The 24,360-nt window shown below is 72.6% G+C and carries 20 protein-coding genes; 16 read left to right on the forward strand and 4 right to left on the reverse strand.

The window, feature by feature from the left end; genetic code table 11:
• Positions 1-29: 29 nt before the first annotated feature.
• Positions 30-1,097, forward strand: coding sequence for a FecCD family ABC transporter permease (locus OG906_RS26115; protein ID WP_392895807.1), 1,068 nt, complete (start codon positions 30-32; stop codon positions 1,095-1,097).
• On the forward strand, positions 1,094-1,972 hold the full coding sequence (locus OG906_RS26120; RefSeq protein WP_329446215.1) for an ABC transporter ATP-binding protein: 879 nt from the start codon (positions 1,094-1,096) through the stop codon (positions 1,970-1,972). The genes OG906_RS26115 and OG906_RS26120 overlap by 4 nt, the downstream gene beginning before the upstream one ends.
• Here OG906_RS26120 and OG906_RS26125 read toward each other — a convergent pair.
• Positions 1,956-2,303 carry an SCP2 sterol-binding domain-containing protein gene (locus OG906_RS26125; RefSeq protein WP_267802074.1) on the reverse strand — a complete coding sequence of 116 codons (348 nt, stop codon included), beginning with the start codon at positions 2,301-2,303 and terminating at the stop codon, positions 1,956-1,958. The genes OG906_RS26120 and OG906_RS26125 overlap by 17 nt on opposite strands.
• 64 nt (positions 2,304-2,367) lie before the next feature.
• On the opposite strand from OG906_RS26125, the gene OG906_RS26130 reads away from it, so the two are divergent.
• From OG906_RS26130 to OG906_RS26150, 5 genes are all read left to right on the forward strand, one after another.
• A complete protein-coding gene (locus OG906_RS26130; RefSeq protein ID WP_329446218.1) occupies positions 2,368-2,640 on the forward strand; it encodes a hypothetical protein in 273 nt (90 codons plus the stop codon).
• A 7-nt stretch (positions 2,641-2,647) separates the two neighbouring features.
• Positions 2,648-3,463: a TlyA family RNA methyltransferase gene (locus OG906_RS26135; RefSeq protein WP_329446220.1), complete on the forward strand. Its 816-nt coding sequence runs from the start codon at positions 2,648-2,650 to the stop codon at positions 3,461-3,463.
• Positions 3,460-4,425 (forward strand): NAD kinase, encoded by a 966-nt coding sequence (locus tag OG906_RS26140; protein ID WP_267802077.1) that lies wholly within the window; start codon positions 3,460-3,462, stop codon positions 4,423-4,425. Before OG906_RS26135 ends, OG906_RS26140 begins: the two co-directional genes overlap by 4 nt.
• Before the next feature lie 82 nt (positions 4,426-4,507).
• Complete coding sequence (gene recN / locus OG906_RS26145) at positions 4,508-6,226, forward strand: DNA repair protein RecN (RefSeq protein ID WP_329448140.1); 1,719 nt, start codon at positions 4,508-4,510, stop codon at positions 6,224-6,226.
• 238 nt (positions 6,227-6,464) lie between these two features.
• Entirely contained in the window at positions 6,465-7,586 is a 1,122-nt protein-coding gene (locus tag OG906_RS26150; RefSeq protein ID WP_329446223.1) for a glycosyltransferase family 4 protein, read from the forward strand.
• A gap of 31 nt (positions 7,587-7,617) precedes the next feature.
• On the opposite strand, the gene OG906_RS26155 is transcribed toward OG906_RS26150, so the two are convergent.
• From OG906_RS26155 to OG906_RS26165, 3 genes are all read right to left on the reverse strand, one after another.
• The gene (locus tag OG906_RS26155; RefSeq protein ID WP_329446225.1) at positions 7,618-9,237 is read right to left on the reverse strand and encodes a PucR family transcriptional regulator; all 1,620 of its coding nucleotides are present in this window, start codon (positions 9,235-9,237) and stop codon (positions 7,618-7,620) included.
• 22 nt (positions 9,238-9,259) lie between these two features.
• Entirely contained in the window at positions 9,260-10,642 is a 1,383-nt protein-coding gene (locus OG906_RS26160; RefSeq protein ID WP_329446227.1) for an FAD-binding oxidoreductase, read from the reverse strand.
• Between the two features lie 100 nt (positions 10,643-10,742).
• Positions 10,743-12,548: a glycoside hydrolase family 15 protein gene (locus OG906_RS26165; protein ID WP_053679179.1), complete on the reverse strand. Its 1,806-nt coding sequence runs from the start codon at positions 12,546-12,548 to the stop codon at positions 10,743-10,745.
• Between the two features lie 507 nt (positions 12,549-13,055).
• Between OG906_RS26165 and OG906_RS26170 the strand changes: the two genes are divergently transcribed.
• The 9 genes from OG906_RS26170 (at position 13,056) to OG906_RS26210 (ending at position 24,251) form a co-directional block, all read left to right on the forward strand.
• Positions 13,056-14,693, forward strand: coding sequence for a CTP synthase (locus OG906_RS26170; protein WP_329446230.1), 1,638 nt, complete (start codon positions 13,056-13,058; stop codon positions 14,691-14,693).
• 104 nt (positions 14,694-14,797) lie between these two features.
• On the forward strand, positions 14,798-15,427 hold the full coding sequence (locus tag OG906_RS26175) for an NUDIX hydrolase (protein ID WP_329448141.1): 630 nt from the start codon (positions 14,798-14,800) through the stop codon (positions 15,425-15,427).
• A gap of 218 nt (positions 15,428-15,645) precedes the next feature.
• Positions 15,646-17,610 (forward strand): tetratricopeptide repeat protein, encoded by a 1,965-nt coding sequence (locus tag OG906_RS26180; protein WP_267802082.1) that lies wholly within the window; start codon positions 15,646-15,648, stop codon positions 17,608-17,610.
• 152 nt (positions 17,611-17,762) lie between these two features.
• The gene (ald, locus tag OG906_RS26185; protein WP_267802083.1) at positions 17,763-18,878 is read left to right on the forward strand and encodes an alanine dehydrogenase; all 1,116 of its coding nucleotides are present in this window, start codon (positions 17,763-17,765) and stop codon (positions 18,876-18,878) included.
• Positions 18,879-19,246: 368 nt separating this feature from the next.
• Complete coding sequence (locus tag OG906_RS26190; RefSeq protein ID WP_267802084.1) at positions 19,247-20,365, forward strand: ParA family protein; 1,119 nt, start codon at positions 19,247-19,249, stop codon at positions 20,363-20,365.
• On the forward strand, positions 20,350-20,856 hold the full coding sequence (locus OG906_RS26195; protein WP_267802085.1) for a hypothetical protein: 507 nt from the start codon (positions 20,350-20,352) through the stop codon (positions 20,854-20,856). The genes OG906_RS26190 and OG906_RS26195 overlap by 16 nt, the downstream gene beginning before the upstream one ends.
• A 100-nt stretch (positions 20,857-20,956) precedes the next feature.
• Entirely contained in the window at positions 20,957-22,117 is a 1,161-nt protein-coding gene (locus OG906_RS26200) for a segregation and condensation protein A (RefSeq protein WP_329446234.1), read from the forward strand.
• On the forward strand, positions 22,114-22,743 hold the full coding sequence (gene scpB, locus OG906_RS26205) for an SMC-Scp complex subunit ScpB (protein WP_329446236.1): 630 nt from the start codon (positions 22,114-22,116) through the stop codon (positions 22,741-22,743). The genes OG906_RS26200 and scpB overlap by 4 nt, the downstream gene beginning before the upstream one ends.
• Positions 22,743-24,251 carry a pseudouridine synthase gene (locus OG906_RS26210; protein WP_329446238.1) on the forward strand — a complete coding sequence of 503 codons (1,509 nt, stop codon included), beginning with the start codon at positions 22,743-22,745 and terminating at the stop codon, positions 24,249-24,251. The genes scpB and OG906_RS26210 overlap by 1 nt, the downstream gene beginning before the upstream one ends.
• The last annotated feature ends 109 nt before the right edge of the window (positions 24,252-24,360 follow it).

The following is a 24,360-nucleotide window of genomic DNA, read 5'->3' on the forward strand; positions in this document are numbered from 1 at the left end:
CCGGGGAGGCGTTGGACGCCGAGGCCCCCGTGCGGACCACCAAGCGGGCGAAGGGCGCCGGGTTCCGCCCGCACGCCCTGCGCGGGCCCGCCGGCGCCTCGCTGCGCACGGAACCCCGCGCGCTGCTCACCGGGCTGCTGCTGGGCGTCGTGGCGCTGCTGCTCGTCGTCCTGCTGATCGGCACCGGCGACTTCGACATCGCCCCGTGGGACGTCGTGCAGACGCTGCTGGGCAACGGCACCCCCGCCGACGACTTCATCGTCAACGACCTGCGGCTGCCGCGCGTGCTCGTCGCGGTGCTCGTCGGCGCAGCCCTCGGGATGGCCGGCGCCGTCTTCCAGTCGGTGTCGCGCAACCCGCTCGGTTCCCCGGACCTGCTCGGTTTCGGGTACGGGTCGGCGGTCGGCGCGCTCACCGTGATCATCGTGTTCAAGGGCGGCGCGACCGAGGTGGCGATGGGCGCCGTCGTCGGGGGCGTACTGGCCGGCGTCGCCGTCTACCTGCTCGCGTACAAGAAGGGCATCCACGGGTACCGCCTGGTGCTCGTCGGCATCGGCGCCTCCGCGATGCTCGTCGCCCTCATCCAGTACCTGATCACCAAGGCGCAGTTGACCGAGGCCACCCGCGCCATGGTGTGGCTGACCGGTTCGCTGGCCGGCCGGGACTGGGCGCAGGTGTGGCCGCTGGCCGTGACCTGCGCGGTGCTCTTCCCCGTGATCCTCGGACAGGGCAGGGCCCTGCGGATGATGGAGATGGGGGACGACGCCGCGCACGCCCTCGGCGTCCGGGTCGAGCGGACCCGGCTGCTGCTGATGCTCGCGGCGATCGTGCTGACCACCGCGGCCGCGGCGGCCGCCGGTCCGATCACCTTCGTCGCGCTGGCCGCACCCCAGCTGGCCCGGCGGCTCACCCGCTCGCCCGGCTCGAACCTGCTCACCGGCGCGCTGATGGGCGCCGTCCTGCTGCTGGTGTCCGACTGGGCCTCACAGCGGGCCTTCGGCGCCGACCAGTTGCCGGTGGGTGTGGTGACCGGGCTGGTCGGTGGTGGCTATCTGCTCTGGCTGCTCGTCACCGAGCGCAAGGCGGGACGTATATGAAGACCTTGAGGAGTACCCCAGTGCAGCGGCTGACCGCGGAGAACGTGACCCTCGGCTACGACCAGCGGATCATCGCCGAGAACCTGTCGGTGGAGATACCCGACAACTCCTTCACGGTGATCGTCGGCCCCAACGCCTGCGGCAAGTCCACGCTGCTGCGCGCGCTGTCGCGGATGCTCAAGCCGTCCGCCGGGCGGGTGCTGCTCGACGGCCACGCCATCGGGTCGATGCCGGCGAAGAAGGTGGCCAAGACCCTCGGCCTGCTCCCGCAGTCCTCGATCGCCCCCGACGGCATCACCGTCGGCGACCTGGTCTCCCGCGGTCGGTACCCGCACCAGGGGCTGCTGCGCCAGTGGTCGCCCGAGGACGAGCGGATCGTGAACGAGTCGATGGCCTCCACCGGGGTCGCCGAGCTCGCGGACCGGGCCGTGGACGAGCTGTCGGGCGGGCAGCGCCAGCGGGTGTGGATCGCGATGGCGCTGGCCCAGCAGACCCCGCTGCTGCTCCTGGACGAGCCGACGACCTACCTGGACATCCAGCACCAGTTGGACGTCCTCGACCTGTGCGCCGAACTGCACGAGAACCAGGGCCGGACCCTGGTGGCGGTGCTGCACGACCTCAACCACGCGGCCCGCTACGCCACGCACCTGATCGCGCTGCGCGGGGGCGTGGTGGTGGCCGAGGGGCCGCCGGCCGAGGTGGTCACCGCGGAGCTGGTGGAGAAGGTGTTCGGGCTGCGCTGCCAGATCATCGACGACCCGCAGACGGGGACGCCGCTGGTGATCCCGGCGGGCCGGGCGGTCCGCGCGCAGGTCTCCGTCCGAGGGACCCGACAGCCCGCGCCGCCCGGCCTCGTGCCTACAGCAGGCTCTTGAGGCGGAGCAGGTCGCGGAAACCGGCCTCCAGCCTGACCCGGCCCGAGGCCCAGGCCTTGGCGAACTTCAGCTCCCCGGCGACCAGGGCGAGCAGATCGTCGCCGGACATCGCCAACCGGATCTCGGCCTTGGTGCGGGGCGGGCCCGGGGCGACCGCGTCGACCCGGATCCGGCCGGCGTCGAGCCGGCCCGTGAACGTCTGGTCGAGGTCGGTCATGTGGCAGCTCAAGGAACGGTCGAAGGCGGCCGCGCCGCGCACGTCGCCGTCGGCCCGGGCCAGGTTGTCCGAGAGTCGGTCGAGTGCTTCGCGGCACTCCTGAATCGTAGCCATCGTGATCACGACGGTACCGCAGAGCCGTACGTGGTCGCGGCGCGCTTCGAGGTAGCGTCGGGGCATGACCGACGAAGCGTCCGAGAGAGTCCCGGAAGCCCCCGAGGAGTCCGCGGGGGCTTCCGGCGAGCCCACCGGACCCGCGCCACTGGGCGTCGTACGGACGCCCACCGGGCACGCCGGGGTGGACGTGCTCCTGGAGCGGCTGGCGGACGCGGACCACCTCACGGCGGACGGGCACGTCGAGGTGTACGAGGATGTGCACAGGGGGCTGCGCGAAGCGCTGACCGCGCTGGACGCACCGCCCGTCCCCGGACCGTACGAAAACAGGAGCTGAACCGAACGTGGCAGGAGTGGCACGCCGCCGCCTGGACGCCGAACTGGTACGCCGCAGCATGGCCCGCTCGCGCGAGCACGCGGCCCAGCTGATCGCCGCGGGCCGGGTGACCGTCGGCGGCACCACCGCCACCAAGGCGGCCACCCAGGTCGAGACCAGCGCGGCCCTCGTCGTCCTCAAGGACGACAGCGACCCCGACTACGTCTCCCGGGGCGGCCACAAACTGGCGGGCGCGCTCGCCGCCTTCGGGCCGCAAGGGTTGGTCGTCGAGGGCCGGCGGGCGCTCGACGCGGGTGCCTCGACCGGTGGGTTCACCGACGTGCTGCTGCGCGCGGGCGTCGCGCACGTCGTCGCGGTGGACGTCGGCTACGGGCAACTCGCCTGGTCGTTGCAGAGCGACGAGCGGGTCACGGTCAAGGACCGCACGAACGTCCGCGAGCTGACCGTCGAGCTGATCGACGGCGTTCCGGCGGACCTGGTCGTCGGAGACCTGTCGTTCATCTCGATCGGTCTGGTGCTGCCGGCGCTCGTCCGGTGCTGCGCGCCGGACGCGGATCTGGTGCTGATGGTGAAGCCGCAGTTCGAGGTGGGCAAGGACCGCCTCGGCAGCGGAGGAGTCGTGCGCAGCCCCGAGCTGCGCGCGGAAGCCGTACGGGAAGTCGCGGCGAAGGCCTGGAAGCTGGGGCTGGGGGTGCTCGGGGTGACCGCGAGCCCGCTGCCCGGGCCGTCGGGCAACGTCGAGTACTTTCTGTGGCTGCGGGCGGGGGCACCGGCACTCGACCCGGGGGACGTCGATCGTGCAGTGGCGGAGGGGCCGCAGTGACCGATACAGCAGACACAGGCGCATTCACGGGTTCGACGACGGCGGCGGGGGGCGCGGGGGAACGCACCGTCTTCCTGCTCGCCCACACCGGACGGCCGGCGGCCATCCGCAGCGCCGAGTTGGTCGTCCAGGGACTGTTGAAGTCCGGGCTGGGCGTACGGGTCCTCGCGGACGAGGCGGTGGACCTGCCGCTGCCGCCCGAGGTCGAGCTGGTCGCGGAGTGCACCCCCAAGGTGCTCGACGGGTGCGAGCTGCTGATCGTGCTGGGCGGGGACGGGACCCTGCTGCGCGGGGCCGAGTTCGCCCGCGGCTCGGGCGTGCCGATGCTCGGCGTGAACCTGGGCCGGGTCGGATTCCTCGCCGAAGCCGAGCGGGACGACCTCGACCAGGTCGTGGAACGCGTCGTGACGCGCGCCTACGAGGTCGAGGAGCGGATGACCATCGACGTGGTCGTGCGCACCAACGGCGACGTCCTCCACCGGGACTGGGCGCTGAACGAGGCGGCCGTCCAGAAGGTGTCCCCGGAGCGGATGCTGGAGGTGGTCCTGGAGATCGACGGGCGCCCGGTGACCGGCTTCGGCTGCGACGGGATCGTGTGCGCGACGCCGACGGGCTCGACGGCGTACGCCTTCTCGGCGGGCGGACCCGTGGTCTGGCCCGAGGTGGAGGCGCTCCTGATGGTGCCGATCAGCGCGCACGCGCTGTTCGCGAAGCCGCTGGTGACCTCGCCGGACTCGGTGCTGGCCGTGGAGGTGCAGCCCGGGACCCCGCACGGGGTGCTGTGGTGTGACGGTCGCCGCACCCTGGAACTGCCGGCCGGCGCCAGGGTCGAGGTCCGGCGGGGCACGGTGCCCGTACGCCTCGCCCGGCTGCACCACGCCTCCTTCACCGACCGCCTCGTCGCCAAGTTCGCGCTGCCCGTGTCGGGGTGGCGCGGGGCCCCGCACGAAGCACGTCACTAGCACGTGCGTTCGGAGAACTCGGCGAGGGTGACGTCGCATGGCACCCGTCAAACCTCGGTATGGTCGTCCCGTGCTTGAGGAGATGCGGATACGGTCGCTCGGGGTCATCGACGACGCGGTGGTCGAGCTGTCGCCCGGTTTCACCGCGGTGACCGGCGAGACCGGCGCGGGCAAGACGATGGTCGTCACGAGCCTCGGCCTGCTGCTCGGAGGCCGCGCCGACCCGGCCCTGGTCCGGATCGGGGCCAAGGCGGCGGTGGTCGAGGGGCGCATCGTGCTGCCCCCCGGCTCCCCCGCCGCGCTCCGGGCCGAGGAGGCCGGCGCCGAGCTCGACGACGGCGCCCTGCTGATCAGCCGCACCGTGTCCGCCGAGGGGCGCTCGCGCGCCCACGTCGGCGGCCGCTCCGTGCCCGTGGGCCTGCTCGCCGAACTCGCCGACGACCTCGTCGCCGTACACGGCCAGACCGACCAGCAGGGCCTGCTGCGGCCCGCCCGGCAGCGCCAGGCCCTCGACCGGTACGCCGGGGGCTCCGTGGCCGTCCCGCTGGAGAAGTACACCGGCGCCTACCGGCGGCTGCGCGCCGTCGCCGTCGAACTGGACACCCTCGTCACCCGGGCCCGGGAACGGGCCCAGGAGGCGGACCACCTGCGCTTCGGCCTCGACGAGATCGCGGCCGTGGAGCCCCTGCCCGGCGAGGACGCCGAACTGTCCGCGGAGGCCGAGCGCCTCGGCCACGCGGAATCGCTCGCCTCGGCCGCACAGGCCGCGCACGCGGCCCTCGCGGGCAACCCCGAGGACCCCGAGGGCATCGACGCGAACACCCTCGTCGCGGGCGCCCACCGCGCACTGGAGTCCGTACGGTCCCACGACCCGGCCCTCGGCACGCTCGCCGAGCGGATCGGGGAGCTGGGCATCCTGCTGGCCGACGTGGCCGGGGAACTCGCCGGCTACGCCGACGACCTCGACGCCGATCCGCTGCGGCTCGCCGCGGTGGAGGAGCGCCGGGCCGCCCTGACCCAGCTGACCCGCAAGTACGGGGACTCCGTCGACTCCGTGCTGGAGTGGGCCGAACAGGGCTCCGCGCGACTCCTGGAACTGGACGGCGACGACGAACGGATCGCGGAACTGACCGCGGAACGGGACGGCCTGCGGGTCGAACTGTCCCAACTGGCCCAGGCGTTGACCGACGCCCGGGTGGACTCCGCCGCCCGGTTCGCGTCCGCCGTCACCGACGAACTCGCCTCGCTGGCGATGCCGCACGCCCGGGTCACCTTCGACATCCGCCAGATCGAGGACCCCGAAGGCGTCGAGGTCGGCGGCCGCACCGTGGCCTACGGGCCCTCCGGCGCGGACGAGGTCGAACTGCTGCTGGCCCCGCACCCCGGCGCCCAGCCGCGCCCCATCGCCAAGGGCGCCTCGGGCGGCGAGCTGTCGCGCGTCATGCTCGCGGTGGAGGTCGTGTTCGCCGGCTCCGACCCGGTGCCCACCTACCTCTTCGACGAGGTCGACGCGGGCGTCGGCGGCAAGGCGGCCGTCGAGGTCGGCCGGCGCCTCGCCAAACTGGCCAAATCGGCGCAGGTCGTCGTCGTCACCCACCTCCCGCAGGTGGCGGCGTTCGCCGACCGGCAGCTGCTGGTGGAGAAGACCGTCGACGGATCGGTGACGCGCAGCGGCGTCACCGTCCTGGAGGGCGAGGACCGCATCCGCGAGCTGTCGCGGATGCTGGCGGGCCAGGAGGACTCGGAGACGGCGCGCGCGCACGCCGAGGAACTCCTCGCGACGGCCCGCGCGGACGCCTAGGTCGTCTCTTTCGGAACGTGCCGTACGGGGCCCGGGACGCGACGCGTTCCGGGCCCCTGGCGCGTTCGGCATCGGGAGATTTCGCCGACCGGGTGGCGGCGGGTAGCCCGTGTGGGTGAGGCTGGGGGGTGTCTGGCGGTATCTCCTGCGGGATCCGCACCCGTATGGTCCCGGAACGCGCGTGCGGACTGGCATCCTGGGCGACGTCTCTGACTCCCTCACCCTGGAGCTTCGGCCCGTGAGCAGCTCCCCGGTTTCGTTCCCCCCTCCCGCCCAGCCGTACGGCCGGCCGCCCCTGCGCACCGTCCAGGTGCTGGGCGGCGCCGGCGCGGGCAGCAGCGCGCACGTCCGCTCCCTGACCACGGGGCTCGCCGCACGCGGCGTACGGGTCACCGTGTGCGCCCCCGTCGCGGCGGAGGGCGAGTACGACTTCACCGGCGCGGGCGCCGAGTTCACGCCCGACGCGGCGAGCGCCCTGCGCGCCGCCTGCGCCGGAGCCGACCTGGTCCACGCGCACGGGGTACGGGCCGGGCTGCGGGCCGCGCTGGCCCTGCGCGGCGGCCGCCACCGGGCCCCGCTCGTGGTGACCTGGCACGGCGGCGCGGCCGAGGCGCCGGGCGCGCTGGGGCGGATGGGGCGGCTGCTGGAACGCCGCGTGGCCCGGGCCGCCGCGGTGGTCCTGGGCGCCTCCTCGGACCAGGTGGACCGGGCGCGCTCGCGCGGCGCGCGCGACGCCCGACTGGCGGCGGTGGCGGCGCCGCTGCCCGCGATCCCCGAACCGGTCGCCGACCCGGAGAAGGTGCGGGCCGAACTGGGCTCGGTGGAGCGGCCGTTGGTGATCGCGGTCGGTAGCCTGGTCGCCCGGCGCGGCTACTCCGTGCTGCTGGACGCGGCCCGGGCCTGGCGCGCGCTGGACCCCGTACCGCTGCTGCTGATCGCGGGGGAGGGGCCGCTGCGGGCCGAACTGTCCCGCCGGATCGAGGCGGAGGGACTCCCCGTACGGCTGCTGGGGCGCCGCCGGGACGCGGACCGGCTGCTGGCCGCGGCCGACGTGGCGGTCCTGCCGAGCCGCTGGGAGGGCCGCTCGCTGCTCGCCCAGGAGGCGCTGCGCTCCGGCGTGGCCCTGGTGGCCACGGACGTCGGGGGAGTGCCGGAGCTGGTCGGGGACGCGGCGGTGCTGGTGCCGTACGGGGACCCGGAGGCGCTGGCGGCCGCCGTGTCGGGGCTGCTCGGCGATCCGGCCCGGCGGGCGGCCCTCGCGTCGGCGGGCCGCGCGCAGGCCGCCTCGTGGCCGTCGGAGGACGACACGGTGGCCCAGGTGCTGTCGGTGTACGACGAGTTGATGGAGCGCGGACGGTAGGTCCCCCGGACGCGGTCCGCCGCCCGCCGGCTCAGGAGGCGGTGTGGCGCCGGGCGCGGAGGGCGAGGCTGAGGGAGAGCACCGTCTCCGGGTCGTCCAGGTCCGTGCCCAGGAGCTCCGAGATGCGGGCCAGCCGGTTGTACAGCGTCTGACGGTTCAGATGCAGCTCACGCGCCGTCTCCGCCTTGCGGCCCGCGTGCGCCAGGTACGTCTCCAGGGTCGGCAGCAGCGAGGGGCGGGAGGCCACGTCGTGCACCCGCAGCGGGCCGATCGCCCGGTCCACGAAGGCGGCGAGGTCGGGGTGTTCGCGCAGCCGCCACAGCAGCAGGTCGATGTCCAGGCGCCGGGCGTCGTACCAGGGGCGGGCCGGCAGACCGTGGGCCGCCGTCGCCGTCTCGGCGGCGTGCCGCAGCCCGGCCGAGGCCGCCGCCCAACTCCCCGAGACGCCCACGACCACCGCCGGCGAGGCACCCGCCCGGTCCAGACCGGCCCGCTCCACGCCGGCGCGCAACGCCGCCGCGACCCGGTCGGCGACCGTCGTGCGCTCCGACTCCGTCCGCAGGGACACCAGCAGCGGCACCCGGCCCTCCACCGGGCGGACCCCCAGCAGCACGGGGACGCCGACCGAGGACAGTTCCTCCAGCACCGCCCGCGCGAGGACCGCCCAGTTCCCGGACGTGCCCGGGTCCGTGGCCAGCCGCATCACGACCGGCAGGAGCGGGCCCGCTCCCGGCTTGAAGCCCAGGACGCGCGCCTGCGCCGGGGCGTCCTCGGCGGAGATGCGGCCCTCCGCGAGATCCGTCAGGAAGTCGCCCCGGCCGCGCGCGGACAGCTCGTCCTCCTGACGGGCCTGCATCAACACCACCGCCAGCACGCCGGCCGTCCGCTCCGCCGCCATCCGGTGGACGGGCAGCAGCGGGGCCGAGACCCCGAGCAGGACCACGCGCGCCCGCACCGAGCCCGTGCCGTGACCGCCCCCGGGCACGTCGACCACCACCGCGTTGGCGGACGGCTCGGCCTCGCGCTGGCCCCGCAGGCCCTCCCACACCTGGAGCGGGTCGGCGGCGGCGTCCCCGGAGACCGGCCCGGCGGCGTAGAGGAGCCGGCCGTCGGGGGTCTCCAGGAAGACCGGGTTCGCCGTGAAGTCGGCGAGGATGCTCAGCACCTGCGGGATCCCGCCGCCGCCCAGCAGGGCCTCGGTACATCGCCGGTGGACCTCCTCGGCCCGCTGGAGCAGGGCGTAGTGGCCGTTGACGATCTCGGTGTGGACCTCCTCCGTCACGGTGACGAACGGCACCTCGCGGTGGAGCTGCACGAGGGGGAGGCCGGCCGCCCGGGCCGTCTCGACGATGGTGGCGGGCAGGCGCGTGAAGCGCGGGCCCAGTTCGACGACCAGCGCGGCGATGCCCCGGTCCGCGAGGCGGCGCACGAAGGCACGCTGTTCGGCCGGCCGGGTGCCCAGGCCCAGCCCGGTGGTCAGGAGCAGCTCGCCGCCCTTGAGGAGGGAGGCGATGTTGGGGACCTCGCCGGCGTGGACCCAGCGCACGGTCCGCCCGAGCCGATCGGCGCAGGCCATCACCTCCGGCAGACCGCTGCGCAGTCCCGGCAGCTCCAGCGCCCGCTGAACAGTGATCCCGCCCTGGTTGTCCATGTCGCGGGACGCTACCAGGGCCTCAGGCCGGCTTGATGTTGTGGTTGAACCGGAAGACGTTGTCCGGGTCGAACCGCCGTTTCACCGAGGCCAGGCGCCGCAGGTTGTCCTCGCCGAGGCCCGCCGCGACCCGGTCCGCGCCCTCGTCGCCGAGGAAGTTGAGGTACACCGCCCCGGTGCTCCACGGCTGCGCGTCGGCCCGTACGTCCTTCACCCACCGCCGGCACCGCTCGTCGTCCGCAGGGTCCTCCCAGACGGCGAACGGGTGCACCGCCCAGGCGGCGTCCCGGTACGGCACGGGGAAGTCCGCAGGCCCCTGCGCGATCGCCCCGCCCAGCGGGAACAGGATGTGCTGGGTGCCGGTCGGAACGGGCATGGACGCGGCGCGGGCGCAGTACAGGTCGACCAGTTCGTCCGGCAGCCCCGTCAGGTACTCGGCGGACCAGTAGTTCCGCATCCCCGGCGGGTCGTCGATCATGCACTGGAGGTCCGCGTACGGGATCGCGGTGACGATCTCCACCTCGTGCGGCACGGCCAGCAGCGGCGCCAGCAGCGCGCGCATGGCGTCCTCGGGACCGGCGTACGTCAGGAGCACCCCGCAGAGCATCGTGCCGACCAGGTGCGGCGGCACGAACGGCTCCGGCGGCGCGGTGAGGTGGATCACGCCACCGCTCGCCTCGGGCGGCGCGGCCTCGATGATCTCCCGGTACATGCGGGTGACCTCGGGACCCCGCTCGGGGGCGTACATGAGCATCGCGACCGACATCGCGGGCAGTTCGTGCAGTCGCAGCGTCAGCGAGGTGGCGACCCCGAAGTTGCCGCCCCCGCCGTGCAGGGCCCAGAACAGCTCCGGTTCGTCCGCGGCGGTCGTGCTGACGATGTCGCCGTCGGCGGTGACCAGGTCCACCCCGAGGAGATTGTCGACGGCCAGGCCGAACTTCCGGTCCAGCCAGCCCGAGCCACCGCCGAGCACGAACCCGCCGACCCCGGTCGTCGAGACCCGGCCGCCGGTGGTGGCCAGGTCGTGCGGCGCGCAGGCCCGGTCCAGATCGCTCATCAGGGCGCCGCCGGACACCCGTACGGCCTTCGCCCCCGGATGCACCGTCACCTCGTTCATCCGGCGCAGGTCCACCACCAGCGCGCCGTCGCCCAGGGCCGTGCCGGCGACGCTGTGGCCGCCGCCCCGCACCGCGATCGGCAGGTCCAACGCGCGGGCGAACCGCACGGCCGTGACCACGTCCGACTCGCTCTCGCACTGCGCGATCACGGCGGGACGTCGGTCGACCATGGCGTTGAAGACGGTCCGGGCCTCGTCGTAGCCCGGATCGTCGGGCGCGAGCACCGCACCGGAGAGGTCTTCGCGAAGCGCGGTCAACGCCGCGCCCGCCTTCGAGAGCGGGGCCATGACCGCCCCCTTCCGCGGAGGGGCACACAAGACCCTTCCAGGCTAGGCGGGCCCGGTCCTACCGGCGCGTTCACGTCGGTGGGACCGGGCGGGCCCGGGGTCAGCCCCCGTACGCCCCGCTCGCCGTCAGGCGCAGCGCGGTGTCGATCAGCGGGACGTGGCTGAAGGCCTGCGGGAAGTTGCCGACCTGGCGCTGGAGCTTGGGGTCCCACTCCTCGGCGAGCAGGCCCAGGTCGTTGCGCAGCGACAGCAGCTTCTCGAAGAGCCGGCGGGCCTCGTCGACCCGGCCGATCATCGCGAGGTCGTCGGCCATCCAGAACGAGCAGGCGAGGAAGGCGCCCTCGTCGCCCTCCAGGCCGTCCACGCCGCATTCCTCGCCGGCCGTCGGGTAGCGCAGGATGAAGCCGTCGGGGGTCGACAGCTCGCGCTGGATCGCCTCGATGGTGCCGATGACCCGCTTGTCGTCCGGTGGAAGGAAGCCCATCTGTGGGATGAGCAGCAGCGAGGCGTCCAGTTCCTTCGACCCGTACGACTGGGTGAAGGTGTTGCGGTCCTTGTCGTAGCCCTTCTCGCACACGTCCGCGTGGATCTCGTCGCGCAGTTCGCGCCACCGTTCCAGCGGGCCGTCCGCGTCACCGCTCTCGATCAGCTTGATCGTGCGGTCCACGGCCACCCACGCCATCACCTTGGAGTGCACGAAGTGGCGGCGGGGGCCGCGCACCTCCCAGATGCCCTCGTCCGGCTCGTTCCAGTGGGTCTCCAGGTAGCGGATGAGCTTGAGTTGGAGCAGCGAGGCGTAGTCGTTGCGGGCCAGGCCCGTCATGTGGCCCAGGTGGAGGGCCTCGGTGACCTCGCCGTACACGTCGAGTTGGAGTTGGTGGGCGGCGCCGTTGCCGACGCGGACCGGCTGGGAGTTCTCGTAGCCGGGCAGCCAGTCCAGCTCGGTCTCGCCGAGTTCCCGTTCGCCCGCGATGCCGTACATGATCTGCAGGTTCTCGGGGTCGCCGGCCACCGCGCGCAGCAGCCAGTCCCGCCAGGCGGAGGCCTCGTCGCGGTAGCCGGTGCGCAGGAGCGAGGACAGGGTGATGGCGGCGTCGCGCAGCCACGTGTACCGGTAGTCCCAGTTGCGGCTGCCGCCGATCTCCTCCGGCAGGGAGGTGGTCGGCGCGGCGACGATGCCGCCCGTGGGCCCGTACGTGAGGGCCTTGAGCGTGATCAGGGAGCGGACCACGGCTTCCCGGTAGGGGCCGTGGTACGTGCACTGGTCGACCCACTCGCGCCAGAAGTCGGTGGTGACCCCCAGCGCCTCCTCGGCGTCCGGCGCCTCGGGGGCGCCCCGGTGCGAGGCCTGCCAACTGATGGCGAAGGCCACCCGGTCGCCGGGCCCGACGGTGAAGTCGGAGTACGTCGTCAGGTCCTTGCCGTAGGTCTGCGCGTCGGTGTCCAGCCAGACCGAGTCCGGGCCGGAGACGGCCACCGTGCGGCCGTCCACCTTGTGTACCCAGGGCACGATCCGCCCGTAACTGAAACGCATCCGCAGGGCCGAGCGCATCGGGACGCGCCCGCTGACGCCCTCCACGACGCGGATCAGTTGCGGTGCGTGATCCTCGCGGGGAGGCATGAAGTCGATGACACGGACGGTCCCCCTCGGGGTGTCCCACTCCGTTTCGAGCACCAGGGAGTCACCGCGATAGCGCCGGCGATCGGCCCGCGGGGCCGGGGTGCCGGACGGGACCGCGGGACCGACCCGCCAGAACCCGTGTTCCTCGGTGCCGAGAATGCTCGCGAAGACGGCATGGGAATCGAACCGTGGAAGGCACAACCAGTCCACGGCTCCGTCCCTGCAGACCAACGCAGCGGTCTGCATGTCCCCGATCAGTGCGTAATCCTCGATGCGCCCGGACACGTTGCATCTCCAGTCGAACGGCCACGTCCGCCCCTGAGGGCGCTTGCATTGCGCGGTTGCGCGGTCTCCGTGTGTGTAGGGATCCCCGCGTAGAGTCCATGATTCCGGAACCGGCGTGGTTACACCGTAGGCCGGACTGCTCGGCGGCGATGTGCAGCGATATTCGAGCAGGATATGACGGCACCCTAGTGATCTCCTTAAGTCTCGGAACAATGCGGCTCGTCCGAACGGGTGACCTGCGCAAATGCCGGACGCGCGGGTGTGGCGCGCACGCTACGCGAGGCCCGGACCGCGTCGCCGGAGGCAGACCGGCCCGGGCGCTGATAGGCTGGTACCCCGTGGACCGGTGGTCTGCCTGTGCGAATCAGGAGCCCCGAAACCGCAGCTTCGGCGCCCCCTGAGACCCTTCCGGTTCGACGGTGGCCGGCGCCGGACGCACCCTCACCTCGCGACCACGGGAGCCCCCTCTTGGCGACGCCGCCCGCTGCTTTTCGAAACAGCACAGCCATGACGACCAAGCACATCTTCGTCACCGGGGGTGTCGCTTCGTCCCTCGGCAAGGGGCTGACGGCCTCCAGCCTGGGTGCGCTGCTGAAGGCGCGCGGCCTGCGGGTCACGATGCAGAAGCTCGACCCCTACCTGAACGTCGACCCCGGCACGATGAACCCCTTCCAGCACGGTGAGGTGTTCGTCACCAACGACGGCGCCGAGACCGACCTGGACATCGGCCACTACGAGCGCTTCCTCGACGTCGACCTCGACGGCTCGGCGAACGTCACGACCGGCCAGGTCTACTCGCAGGTCATCGCCAAGGAGCGGCGCGGCGAGTACCTCGGTGACACCGTGCAGGTCATCCCGCACATCACCAACGAGATCAAGAGCCGCATCCGCCGCATGGCGACCGAGGACGTCGACGTCGTCATCACCGAGGTCGGCGGCACCGTGGGCGACATCGAGTCGCTGCCGTTCCTGGAGACCGTCCGTCAGGTCCGCCACGAGGTCGGCCGCGACAACGTCTTCGTCGTGCACATCTCGCTGCTGCCCTACATCGGCCCCTCCGGCGAGCTGAAGACCAAGCCGACCCAGCACTCGGTCGCGGCCCTGCGCAACATCGGCATCCAGCCCGACGCGATCGTGCTGCGCGCCGACCGTGAGGTCCCGACCTCCATCAAGCGCAAGATCTCGCTGATGTGCGACGTCGACGAGGCCGCGGTGGTCGCCGCGATCGACGCGAAGTCGATCTACGACATCCCGAAGGTGCTGCACACCGAGGGCCTGGACGCCTACGTCGTGCGCAAGCTCGACCTGCCCTTCCGCGACGTGGACTGGCGCGTCTGGGAGGACCTGCTGGACCGGGTCCACAACCCCGACCACGAGGTCAAGGTCGCGCTCGTCGGCAAGTACATCGACCTGCCCGACGCCTACCTCTCGGTGACCGAGGCGCTGCGCGCCGGCGGGTTCGCCAACAGGGCGCGCGTGCAGATCAAGTGGGTCACCTCCGACGACTGCAAGACCCCGGCCGGTGCGGCGGCGGTACTCGGCGACGTGGACGCGATCTGCGTTCCCGGCGGCTTCGGGGACCGCGGCGTCAACGGCAAGGTCGGCGCGATCACCTACGCCCGCGAGAACCGGATCCCGCTGCTGGGCCTGTGCCTGGGTCTGCAGTGCGTGGTCATCGAGGCCGCGCGCAACCTCGCGGGCATCGCGGACGCCAACTCCACCGAGTTCGACGCCTCGACCCCGCACCCGGTCATCTCGACCATGGAGGAGCAGCTGGCCTTCGTCGAGGGCGCCGGCGACCTGGGCGGCACCATGCGTCTGGGCATGTACCCGGCGAAGCTCGCCGAGGGCTCCATCGTCCGCGAGGTCTACGGCGACGAGGCCTACGTGGACGAGCGTCACCGTCACCGCTACGAGGTGAACAACGCCTACCGCGGCGAGCTGGAGAAGAAGGCCGGTCTGGTCTTCTCGGGCGTGTCCCCCGACAACAAGCTCGTCGAGTACGTCGAGTACCCGCGCGAGGTGCACCCCTACCTGGTCGCCACCCAGGCGCACCCGGAGCTGCGCTCCCGCCCGACCCGGCCGCACCCGCTGTTCGTGGGTCTGGTCAAGGCCGCGGTGGAGCGCCGGCAGTCCGCCAAGTGAGCCTGCGGGGCCCGAGGGCCTGACCGCATAACGTAGACAGCCGGGGCACGGAGATCCGTACCCCGGCTGTCGCGCGTTGTGGAGGACATTGCATGGGCATCGACATCGAGATCAAGGACACCTCGGAAACCTGGGAGACGGTCTCGACCCGGCGGCCCTTCGAGGGCGCCAAGACGGCCGTGAGCTCCGACGTGGTCCGGATGCCGGACGGCGCGACCGTGCGCCGGGACTACCAGGTGCACCCGGGGTCGGTGTGCGTGCTGGCGCTGGACGAGGACGGGCAGGTGCTCCTGCTGCGGCAGTACCGACACCCGGTGCGCCGGAAGCTGTGGGAGCTGCCGGCGGGCCTGCTCGACGTGCCGGGGGAGAACCCGCTGCACGCCGCGCAGCGCGAGCTGTACGAAGAGGTGCACGTCAAGGCCGACGACTGGCGGGTGCTGGTGGACTTCTACGCCTCGCCCGGCGGCTCGGACGAGGCGATCCGCGTGTTCCTGGCGCGGGACCTCGCCGAGGCGGAGGGCGCGCGCTTCGAGGTGTCGGAGGAGGAGGCGGACATGCAGTTCGCCCGGATCCCGCTCGCGGAACTCGTGCGGGGGGTGCTGGCCGGCGAGCTGGCGAACCCCGGACTGGTGTCGGGTGTGCTGGCCCTGTCCGCGGCCCTCGCCGTCGAGGGCGGTCTGGACGCCCTGCGCCCGGCCGACGCGCCGTGGTCGGCCCGGCCCTACGAGGCATAGCCGCCCGGCCCTCGCCGCGCCGGGCCGCCCGCGCCGTCCCGCTCCACCCTGTTCCGCTCCGTCGCGGCCCGGTCCGGGGGTGGGCGGAGGGCCGTCGGGGGGTCTGGTGTGACCATCGGCTGATCCGATCGGGCGATGTGCCCGCCGCGCTCCACACGGGTCGTCGCTCTGCGTGAACTACGCTCGGCAACCCTAAGGCAGGGAGAGGAGCGGATCCCGTGACGGATTTCGTCGGGCGGCGGCGTGAGCTCAAGGAGCTGCGCGAGGACATCGCACGGACCGGGCTCGACACCCTCTCGGGGCGCAAGGCGAAGGCGCCCCGCGCGAGGGTCCTGCTCGTCGCGGGTCGCCCCGGTTCGGGGCGGACGGCGCTCGCCGAGGCGTTCGTCCGCGAAGTGCGCGACGACTACCCCGACGGGGTCGTGAAGGTGAGGCTCACCACGCCCGGCGGGGAGACCGTCGCCACCGAACGGGCCGTCAGGACCCTGCTGGAGGGCCTCGGTCACTCCACCCCGCCCGGGGCCGGCGAGGACGACCTCAGCTCCGAACTGCGCACCGCGCTCACCGGGCGGCGGGTCATCCTGCTCGTCGACGACGCCGCCGACCCCCACCAGGTCGACGCCCTGCTGCCGGACACCCCCGAGTGCCTGGTCGTGGTGACCGCCGAAGGGCCGCTCACCGGGATCCCGGACGTCCGCCCCTGCACCCTCGGAGGACTGGACACCCCCTCCGCCGTCCAGATGCTCGCGCACAGCATCGGGGACACCCGGATCACCGTGGACCCGCGCGCCGCCGAGACCCTCGCCGAGGAGTGCGGGGGGCAACCCGCCGCACTCGCCCTGGTCGGCGGCTGGCTCGCCGCCCACCCGAAGGCCGCCGTGGCCGACGTGGCCAAGCAGCTCCACGACATGCCGCCCGGCACCAGCGGGCCGCTGGCCCGCTCCTTCCGGCTCGTCTACGAATCGCTGCCCCAGCCCGCCCAGCGGACCCTGCGCCTGCTTCCGCTCGCGCCCGCCGGCTTCATCGACGCGCACACCGCCTCCGCCCTGGCCGGCTGCTCCGTGGCCGCCGCGCAGTCCACCCTGGAGGACTTCGCCGGGCTGGGTCTCGTCCGGCACGCCCCCGACGGTCTGTTCCTGTTGCCCGGCTGCCTCGCGCCCCTGCTCCAGGCCCTGCTGGAGGCCAAGGAGCGTCCGGCCGAGGTGCAGCTGGCCCGGGCCCGGATGCTGGAGCGGACCGTGCGTCTTCTCACCTCCTGCCGGGCCATGGCCGAGGAGGACGAGGAGCTCGTGCGGGAGCGACTGGACGGGTTGCCCCGCGCCCTCCGCTTCGCCGACCGGCGGGCCGCCGCCGGCTGGCTGGACACCCGGCTGCCCGCCCTGTCCGCGTCGGCCGCCCTCGCGGTGGCCGACGGGGACCTGGACACCCTGGCCCGCCGCTTGGTCTCGGCCCTCGTACGGGCCCTCGCGGAACACCGCGGGACCGAGGCGGCCGCTCCCGAGCTGTACGGGCTGCACCGCCTGGTCCTGGACGTCGCCGAACGCCGCGACCTGTACCGGGAGCAGGCCGCCGCACTGCTGAACCTGGCCGACCTGGACGCCGAGACCGGCCGCACCCACGAGGCGCTGGAGCGGTACCGGGCCGCGCTGGTCGCCGGAAAGGCGGCGAACGACCCGTACGCGACGGGCCGCGCGATGGAATCCGTAGGCGGCGCGTACCAGGAGCTGGCGGACTGGTACCGGGCCTCCGACTGGTTCGGCCGGGCCCTGACCCAGGCACTCGCCCGGGGGGAGCGTCTGGACGAGGCCAGGCTGTACGGCCGGCTCGGCAACGTGCACACGTACGCGGGCCGTTACGGGGAGGCGCTGCGCAGTTGGCGCGCCGCCGCCGCCGGCTACCGACGGCTGGCCGATGTCCCGGGCCAGGCAAAGGCGTTGAGCGAGATGGCGCGGATCCAGGAGTACGCCGGACGACCCGAGGAGTCCCTGCACACCTGCCGCGAGGCGATCGAGTTGGCGCGCAGGGCCGGGGACCTGCGACTTCAGGCCGCGCTGCAGGTGCGGCTGGCCGACACGCTGGACAGGCTGGGCGACCCCGCGGCTGCAAGGCTGCACCGGTCCGCAGCCGACAGATTGCTGGGAGATGACCCTGCTGCCTGCGAAATCCGTAGTGATTCCGACTGAGATTATTTGTTTGCAAGGCTAGACAGCGACTCATCCTTCATTAGACTGGCTCCACCACGTCATCTCGTGGTGCATCCCGTTGCGCGTTCTTGTGAGCGGGTATGTATGGAAGTGACCCGAAAAATCCCCTGAGCCAAGGACCGTGATCGACGATGAAGGTCGGCATCCCCCGCGAGGTCAAGAACAACGAGTTCCGGGTCGCCATCACGCCCGCCGGCGTGCATGAGCTGGTCCGCAACGGCCACCAGGTCTTCGTCGAGCAGAACGCCGGTGTCGGCTCCTCGATCACGGACGCGGAGTACGTCTCCGCCGGCGCCGAGATCCTCGGCACCGCCGACGAGGTCTGGGCGACCGCGGACCTCCTGCTGAAGGTCAAGGAGCCGATCGCGGAGGAGTACCACCGCCTTCGCAAGGACCAGACGCTCTTCACCTACCTGCACCTGGCGGCCTCCCGCGAGTGCACGGACGCCCTCCTGGAGTCCGGCACCACCGCCATCGCGTACGAGACGGTCGAGCTCGCCAACCGCGCGCTCCCGCTGCTCGCCCCGATGTCCGAGGTCGCGGGCCGGCTGGCCCCGCAGGTCGGCGCCTACCACCTGATGCGCTCGGCCGGCGGCCGCGGCGTCCTGCCCGGCGGCGTCCCCGGCACCCACGCCGGCGAGTGCGTGGTCATCGGCGGCGGTGTCTCCGGCTGGAACGCGGCTCAGATCGCCATCGGCATGGGCTTCCACGTGACCCTGCTCGACAAGGACATCAACAAGCTCCGCGAGGCCGACAAGGTCTTCGGTACGAAGATCAAGACGATCGTCTCCAACGCCTTCGAGCTGGAGAAGGCCGTCACCGAGGCCGACCTGGTCATCGGCGCGGTGCTGATCCCGGGTGCGAAGGCCCCGAAGCTGGTCACCAACGAGCTCGTCGCCAAGATGAAGCCCGGAAGTGTCCTTGTCGACATCGCGATCGACCAGGGCGGCTGCTTCGAGGACTCCCGTCCGACCACCCACGCCGAGCCGACCTTCCAGGTCCACAACTCGGTCTTCTACTGCGTCGCCAACATGCCGGGCGCGGTGCCGAACACCTCCACCTACGCCCTGACGAACGCGACCCTGCCCTACATCGTGCAGCTCGCGAACCTCGGCTGGGTCGAGGCGCTGCGCCGCGACGCGGCCCTCGGTCTGGGCCTCAACACCCATGACGGGCAGGTCGTTTACGGTCCCGTCGCCGACGCCCACGGTCTCCCGACGCTCCCGCTGAGCACGCTGCTCGGCTGAACCGTCAACGACTGACGTCAATCTCACGTCTCCGGCCGGACCTTGCTCGCGAGGTCCGGCCGGACGCGTTTTCGGGGTGCGCGTCGAGGCCGCTCAACTCGCCTCGAACGTAACCCTTTAACCCTTTCGCACACCTGCGAAACTTCGCGGCGACAGCTCGTACGCCCTTGACAGAGTGGTGTTCGGTTGCCGACACAACGCGTCGGGTCCGGCGGATTGTGTTGCCGCTGGGCGGTGACACGCCATAGAGTCGCCAACCGTCGGCATGGTGCCACGCTGACCTATCGATAAGTGTCCTGGTCACGTCCGAGGAGGTAAGACGACTTGTGAATGAGTCGACATTTGCTCCTGGGGGTGGTCGAGCAGGAATGCCTGCGCGGGGCCAGGGCCCTGCCGGAATCGAAGCTGTCGGCTCCGTCGCAGTCCGCACCTTCGCAAACCACCAGCACATGACGACGCCCCGAAACAGCATGGACGGCCTAGACGTGAACTCCAGGGCCGGCGACCTGAGCGGCGAAAAGCCCGTGGGTTTCGCCGACTATGACAACGTGCCCGAAGGGCACTTCTACGACCCCGACGCGGAGTACGAGCCCGACCCCGAGTACGCGGCCACTCTCGCCCCCGACGCTGCACGTCAGCGCCGTGAGCGGATCGGCCCGACCGGACGGCCGCTGCCGTACTTCCCGATCCCCGGTCCACTGACCGACCACGGTCCGGCGAAGATCATCGCGATGTGCAACCAGAAGGGCGGCGTGGGAAAAACCACGTCGACCATCAACCTGGGTGCCGCGCTCGCCGAGTACGGGCGCCGCGTGCTGCTCGTCGACTTCGACCCCCAGGGCGCGCTGTCCGTGGGTCTCGGCGTGAACCCGATGGAACTCGACCTGACGGTCTACAACCTGCTCATGGAGCGGGGCATGTCGGCCGACGAGGTGCTGCTGAAGACGGCGGTCCCCAACATGGACCTGCTGCCGAGCAACATCGACCTGTCCGCCGCCGAGGTGCAGCTGGTCAGTGAGGTCGCGCGCGAATCCACCCTGCAGCGGGCCCTCAAGCCCCTGATGGCCGACTACGACTACATCGTGATCGACTGTCAGCCCTCGCTGGGTCTGCTGACCGTGAACGCCCTGACGGCGGCTCACAAGGTGATCGTCCCCCTGGAGTGCGAGTTCTTCGCGCTGCGCGGTGTGGCGTTGCTGACCGAGACCATCGAGAAGGTGCAGGAGCGGCTCAACCCGGAGCTGGAACTCGACGGCATCCTCGCCACGATGTACGACTCCCGGACGGTGCACAGCCGTGAGGTGCTGGCGCGCGTCGTCGAGGCTTTCGACGACCACGTCTACCACACGGTCATCGGCCGGACGGTGCGCTTCCCGGAGACCACGGTCGCCGGTGAACCGATCACCACGTACGCCTCCAACTCCGTGGGCGCCGCCGCCTACCGCCAGCTGGCCAGGGAGGTGCTCGCCCGGTGTCCCGCCGAGTGAGTCTGCCCGGAGCCGACGAACTGTTCCGTACGACCGGGGGGATGGCGCTGCAGTCGTCCTCGCCGCGGCGGGGCGTCGAGGAGTCCGCGGGCGGCTCGGCGCAGTCGGAACACCCGGCGAACTCGGCGGAGGGCACGACGGAGGGGCGCGGCCGGGAGACCGGCGAGCCGGCGGTGGGCGCGCAGCGCAGGCCGCAGGAAGGTTCTGCCACCGCCGCCGCCGGGGCGTCCGCGCCCCGGCGCGGCAAGGGGCAGGGCCGGGGCGCGAACCGGCGGCCGAGCGGGCGCGAGCGGCACGACGAGAAGATCACGGTCTACGTCTCCGCGGAGGAGCTCATGGACCTGGAGCACGCGCGGCTGGTGCTGCGCGGCGAGCACGGCCTCGCCGTCGACCGCGGCCGCATCGTCCGCGAGGCGGTCGCCGTGGTCCTCGCGGACCTGGAGTCCCGGGGCGACGCGAGCATCCTCGTACGAAGACTGCGCGGGCGCTGACCGGCGCCTGACGCCAGGGCGAGGGCCGGCCCGCTAACGTCGCCTCGGCGGCACCGCCGTGCCGGCCCGTCCGTACGCCCTCGCACCACCCTGGACCTCGATGCACCCTCCCGCCGAACCCGACCACCCCGCCCGCCGCCGGCTGGGCCGCGGCCCGGGCGCCCCCGCCGAGGGGGACGAGGGGCCGCGGGAGCCGGGAGGCCGGGAGCCGGCCCCCGTACCGCCCGAGACGCCGCCCCGGATCCCCGCGGAGACGCCGGCCCGGATCCCCGCGGAGAAGCCGCCCCGGATCCCCTCCGAGGCGCCCACAGGGCTCCCGGAGGCCCCCGAAGCCGCCTCGGGCCCCCAGGAGGCCTCGGAGGCGGTCCAGGCACCCACAGGGCCCCCTGAGGCCCTCCAGGCCACCGGTGAGGCTCCCGTCAACGCACCCGCCGCCGCACCCGTCGACGCACCCGTCGACGCGGGCGACGGCCGGTTCACGCTCCGGCTGGCGAACTTCGAGGGACCCTTCGACCTGCTGCTCCAGTTGATCTCGCGGCACAAACTCGATGTGACCGAGGTCGCGCTGTCCCGGGTCACCGACGAGTTCATGGCGCACATCCGTGCCATGGGACCCGACTGGGACCTGGACCAGACCACCGAGTTCCTCGTCGTGGCCGCCACCCTCCTCGACCTGAAGGCCGCCCGGCTGCTGCCCGCGGCCGAGGTCGAGGACGAGGCCGACCTGGCGCTGTTGGAAGCCCGGGACCTGCTCTTCGCCCGACTCCTGCAGTACCGGGCGTACAAGCGGATCGCGGAGATCTTCGAGCAGCGGGCGCAGGACGAGGGTCTGCGGTACCCGCGCACCGTCGCACTGGAGCCGCACATCGCGGAACTGCTGCCCGACGTGGTGATCAGCATCGGCGCGGCGGGGTTCGCCCGGCTGGCCGTGCAGGCCATGCAGCCCAGGGCGACGCCCCAGGTCTACGTGGACCACATCCACGCCCCGCTCGTCAGCGTCCGCGAGCAGGCCGCCCTGGTCGTCGCCCTGCTCAAGGTCCGCGGGGAGGCCACCTTCGCGGAACTCACGCAGGACGCCCCGGACACCCTCACCGTCGTGGCGCGCTTCCTGGCCCTGCTGGAGCTGTACCGGGAGAAGGCCGTGGTCCTCGACCAGGAGGAGGCCCTGCGGACGCTCACCGTGCGCTGGAGCGGCGGGGACGGCGACGGGATGCCGACGGTGACGGACGAGTTCGATCAGATCGTGGAGGCGAAGGAATGACCGAGTCGGCGGAGCTCGCCCTCAAGGGCGCCCTGGAGGCCGTCCTCATGGTCGTCGACGAACCCGCGACCGAGGAACACCTGGCCAAGGTGTTGGAACGGACCCCGCGCGAGGTCGCGGTCGCCCTGCGGGAACTGGCCGACGAGTACACCGCCCAGGAGCGGGGTTTCGAACTGCGCCTGGTCGCCGGCGGATGGCGGTTCTACAGTCGCGCGGCCTTCGCGACGGCGGTGGAGGCCTTCGTGCTGGACGGCCGGCAGGCCCGGCTCACCCAGGCGGCACTGGAGACCCTCGCGGTCGTCGCGTACCGCCAGCCGGTGAGTCGATCAAGGGTCTCGGCGGTCCGCGGAGTGAACTGCGACGGGGTCATGCGGACCCTCCTGCAACGGGGTCTGGTGGCCGAGGCGGGGACGGAACCCGAAACAGGTGCGATCCTGTACAGGACGACGAACTACTTTCTGGAGCGGATGGGCCTGCGCGGCCTGGACGAGCTCCCGGAGCTCGCGCCCTTCCTCCCCGAGGCGGACGCGATCGAAGCCGAGACGCAAGAGGGTGTTCCGTCGTTCGATCCGGACGCACCTGATGCACCGGACTACTTTGAAGACGACAAGACGACGGAACTTTGATGCGAAGCAGCGGTAACGGCAACGGTGGCGGCAACAGGAACAGCGGCGGCGGTGGTGGCGGCGGGCGTGGTAACGCCCGCGGCGGCCCCTCCTCCGGCGGTGGTGGTCACCGCGGTGGCGGCTCCGGCGGTGGCAGCGGCTCCTCCGGCGGCCCCCGCGGCGGCTCCTCCGGCGGTTCGGGCGGTGGCGGCGGCTACCGGGGCGGTGGCTCGGGCGGTTCGTCCGGCGGCTCCGGCGGTGGCGGCGGTTACCGAGGTGGCGGTTCGGGCGGTTCGTCCGGCGGCTCCGGCGGTTACCGCGGCGGCGGCTCGGGCGGTTCGTCCGGTGGCGGCGGCTACCGCGGCGGCTCCTCCGGTGGTGGCAGCGGCTCCGGCGGCGGCTACCGCGGCGCCGGCTCCGGCACGGGCGCCTCGCGCGACCGTGACCGTGACCAGGCCCCCCAGCGTCCCCGCAACCCCCGCCCCGAGGAGCGTCGCTACGACGTGGGCCCCGAGGGCGAGCGCAACGGCCGCGGCGGCGCCAAGGCCGGCGGCGGCGGTGCCCGCGGCGCGGCCGACGGCAACCGCGGCGGTGCCCGCGGCGACTCCGCGCGCGGTGGCGCCAAGGGTGGCCCCCGTACCTCCCGGACCCCCGGCATCGGTGGAGCCGGCGGCCCGCGCAGCGGCCCCGGCAGCCGTAGCGGCCAGTCGCGCCCCCGCGAGCTGGACGCGCGGATCGAGGAGCGCGTGCGCGACCGGTACGCCGACAAGCCCGTGATCAAGACCCCGAAGACCTTCCCGGGTGCCGAGGAGGAGGGGGAGCGTCTGCAGAAGGTGCTCGCCCGCGCCGGCATGGGTTCGCGCCGTGCGTGCGAGGAGCTCATCGAGCAGGCCCGTGTCGAGGTCAACGGCGAGATCGTGCTGGAGCAGGGCAAGCGCGTCCAGCCGAAGGACGAGATCAAGGTGGACGGCCTGACCGTCGCCACGCAGTCGTACCTCTTCTTCGCGCTGAACAAGCCGGCCGGCGTCGTCTCCACCATGGAGGACCCCGACGGCCGCCAGTGCCTCGGTGACTACGTCACCAACCGCGAGACCCGTCTCTTCCACGTCGGTCGGCTCGACACCGAGACCGAGGGCATCATCCTGCTCACCAACCACGGTGAGCTGGCCCACCGCCTCACGCACCCGAAGTACGGCGTGAAGAAGACCTACGTCGCTGCCATCACCGGCCCGCTGCCCCGCGAGATCGGCAAGCGCCTCAAGGACGGCATCGAGCTGGAGGACGGCTACGCCCGCGCCGACCACTTCCGCGTCATCGACCAGCTCGGCAAGAACTACCTGGTCGAGGTGACCCTCCACGAGGGCCGCAAGCACATCGTCCGCCGCATGATGGCGGAGGCCGGCTTCCCCGTGGAGAAGCTCGTCCGGACCTCCTTCGGCCCGATCGAGCTCGGTGACCAGAAGTCCGGCTGGCTGCGCCGCCTGACCAACACCGAGGTCGGCATGCTCATGCGCGAGGTCGGTCTGTAGGACCCTCGCGCGGGGCCATTCGACGCCTCGCACGACCGAGCCCCGTCCACCGGGGCCGAACAGCCCGCGGTGCCCTTCGGCACCGCGGGCTTTTTGCTTGCCCGCACGC

Source organism: Streptomyces sp. NBC_01426 (assembly GCF_036231985.1).
Lineage (GTDB): Bacteria > Actinomycetota > Actinomycetes > Streptomycetales > Streptomycetaceae > Streptomyces.

Bases quoted from the DNA above. Each gene is read 5' to 3' on its own strand.
- recN (WP_329448140.1), top strand. From the start codon at position 4,508: ATGCGGATACGGTCGCTCGGGGTCATCGACGACGCGGTGGTCGAGCTG.
- ald (WP_267802083.1), top strand. From the start codon at position 17,763: ATGAAGGTCGGCATCCCCCGCGAGGTCAAGAACAACGAGTTCCGGGTC.
- OG906_RS26210 (WP_329446238.1), top strand. From the start codon at position 22,743: ATGCGAAGCAGCGGTAACGGCAACGGTGGCGGCAACAGGAACAGCGGC.
- OG906_RS26190 (WP_267802084.1), top strand. From the start codon at position 19,247: ATGCCTGCGCGGGGCCAGGGCCCTGCCGGAATCGAAGCTGTCGGCTCC.
- OG906_RS26130 (WP_329446218.1), top strand. From the start codon at position 2,368: ATGACCGACGAAGCGTCCGAGAGAGTCCCGGAAGCCCCCGAGGAGTCC.
- OG906_RS26120 (WP_329446215.1), top strand. From the start codon at position 1,094: ATGAAGACCTTGAGGAGTACCCCAGTGCAGCGGCTGACCGCGGAGAAC.
- OG906_RS26200 (WP_329446234.1), top strand. From the start codon at position 20,957: ATGCACCCTCCCGCCGAACCCGACCACCCCGCCCGCCGCCGGCTGGGC.
- OG906_RS26160 (WP_329446227.1), bottom strand. From the start codon at position 10,642: ATGGCCCCGCTCTCGAAGGCGGGCGCGGCGTTGACCGCGCTTCGCGAA.
- OG906_RS26125 (WP_267802074.1), bottom strand. From the start codon at position 2,303: ATGGCTACGATTCAGGAGTGCCGCGAAGCACTCGACCGACTCTCGGAC.
- OG906_RS26155 (WP_329446225.1), bottom strand. From the start codon at position 9,237: ATGGACAACCAGGGCGGGATCACTGTTCAGCGGGCGCTGGAGCTGCCG.
- scpB (WP_329446236.1), top strand. From the start codon at position 22,114: ATGACCGAGTCGGCGGAGCTCGCCCTCAAGGGCGCCCTGGAGGCCGTC.
- OG906_RS26170 (WP_329446230.1), top strand. From the start codon at position 13,056: ATGACGACCAAGCACATCTTCGTCACCGGGGGTGTCGCTTCGTCCCTC.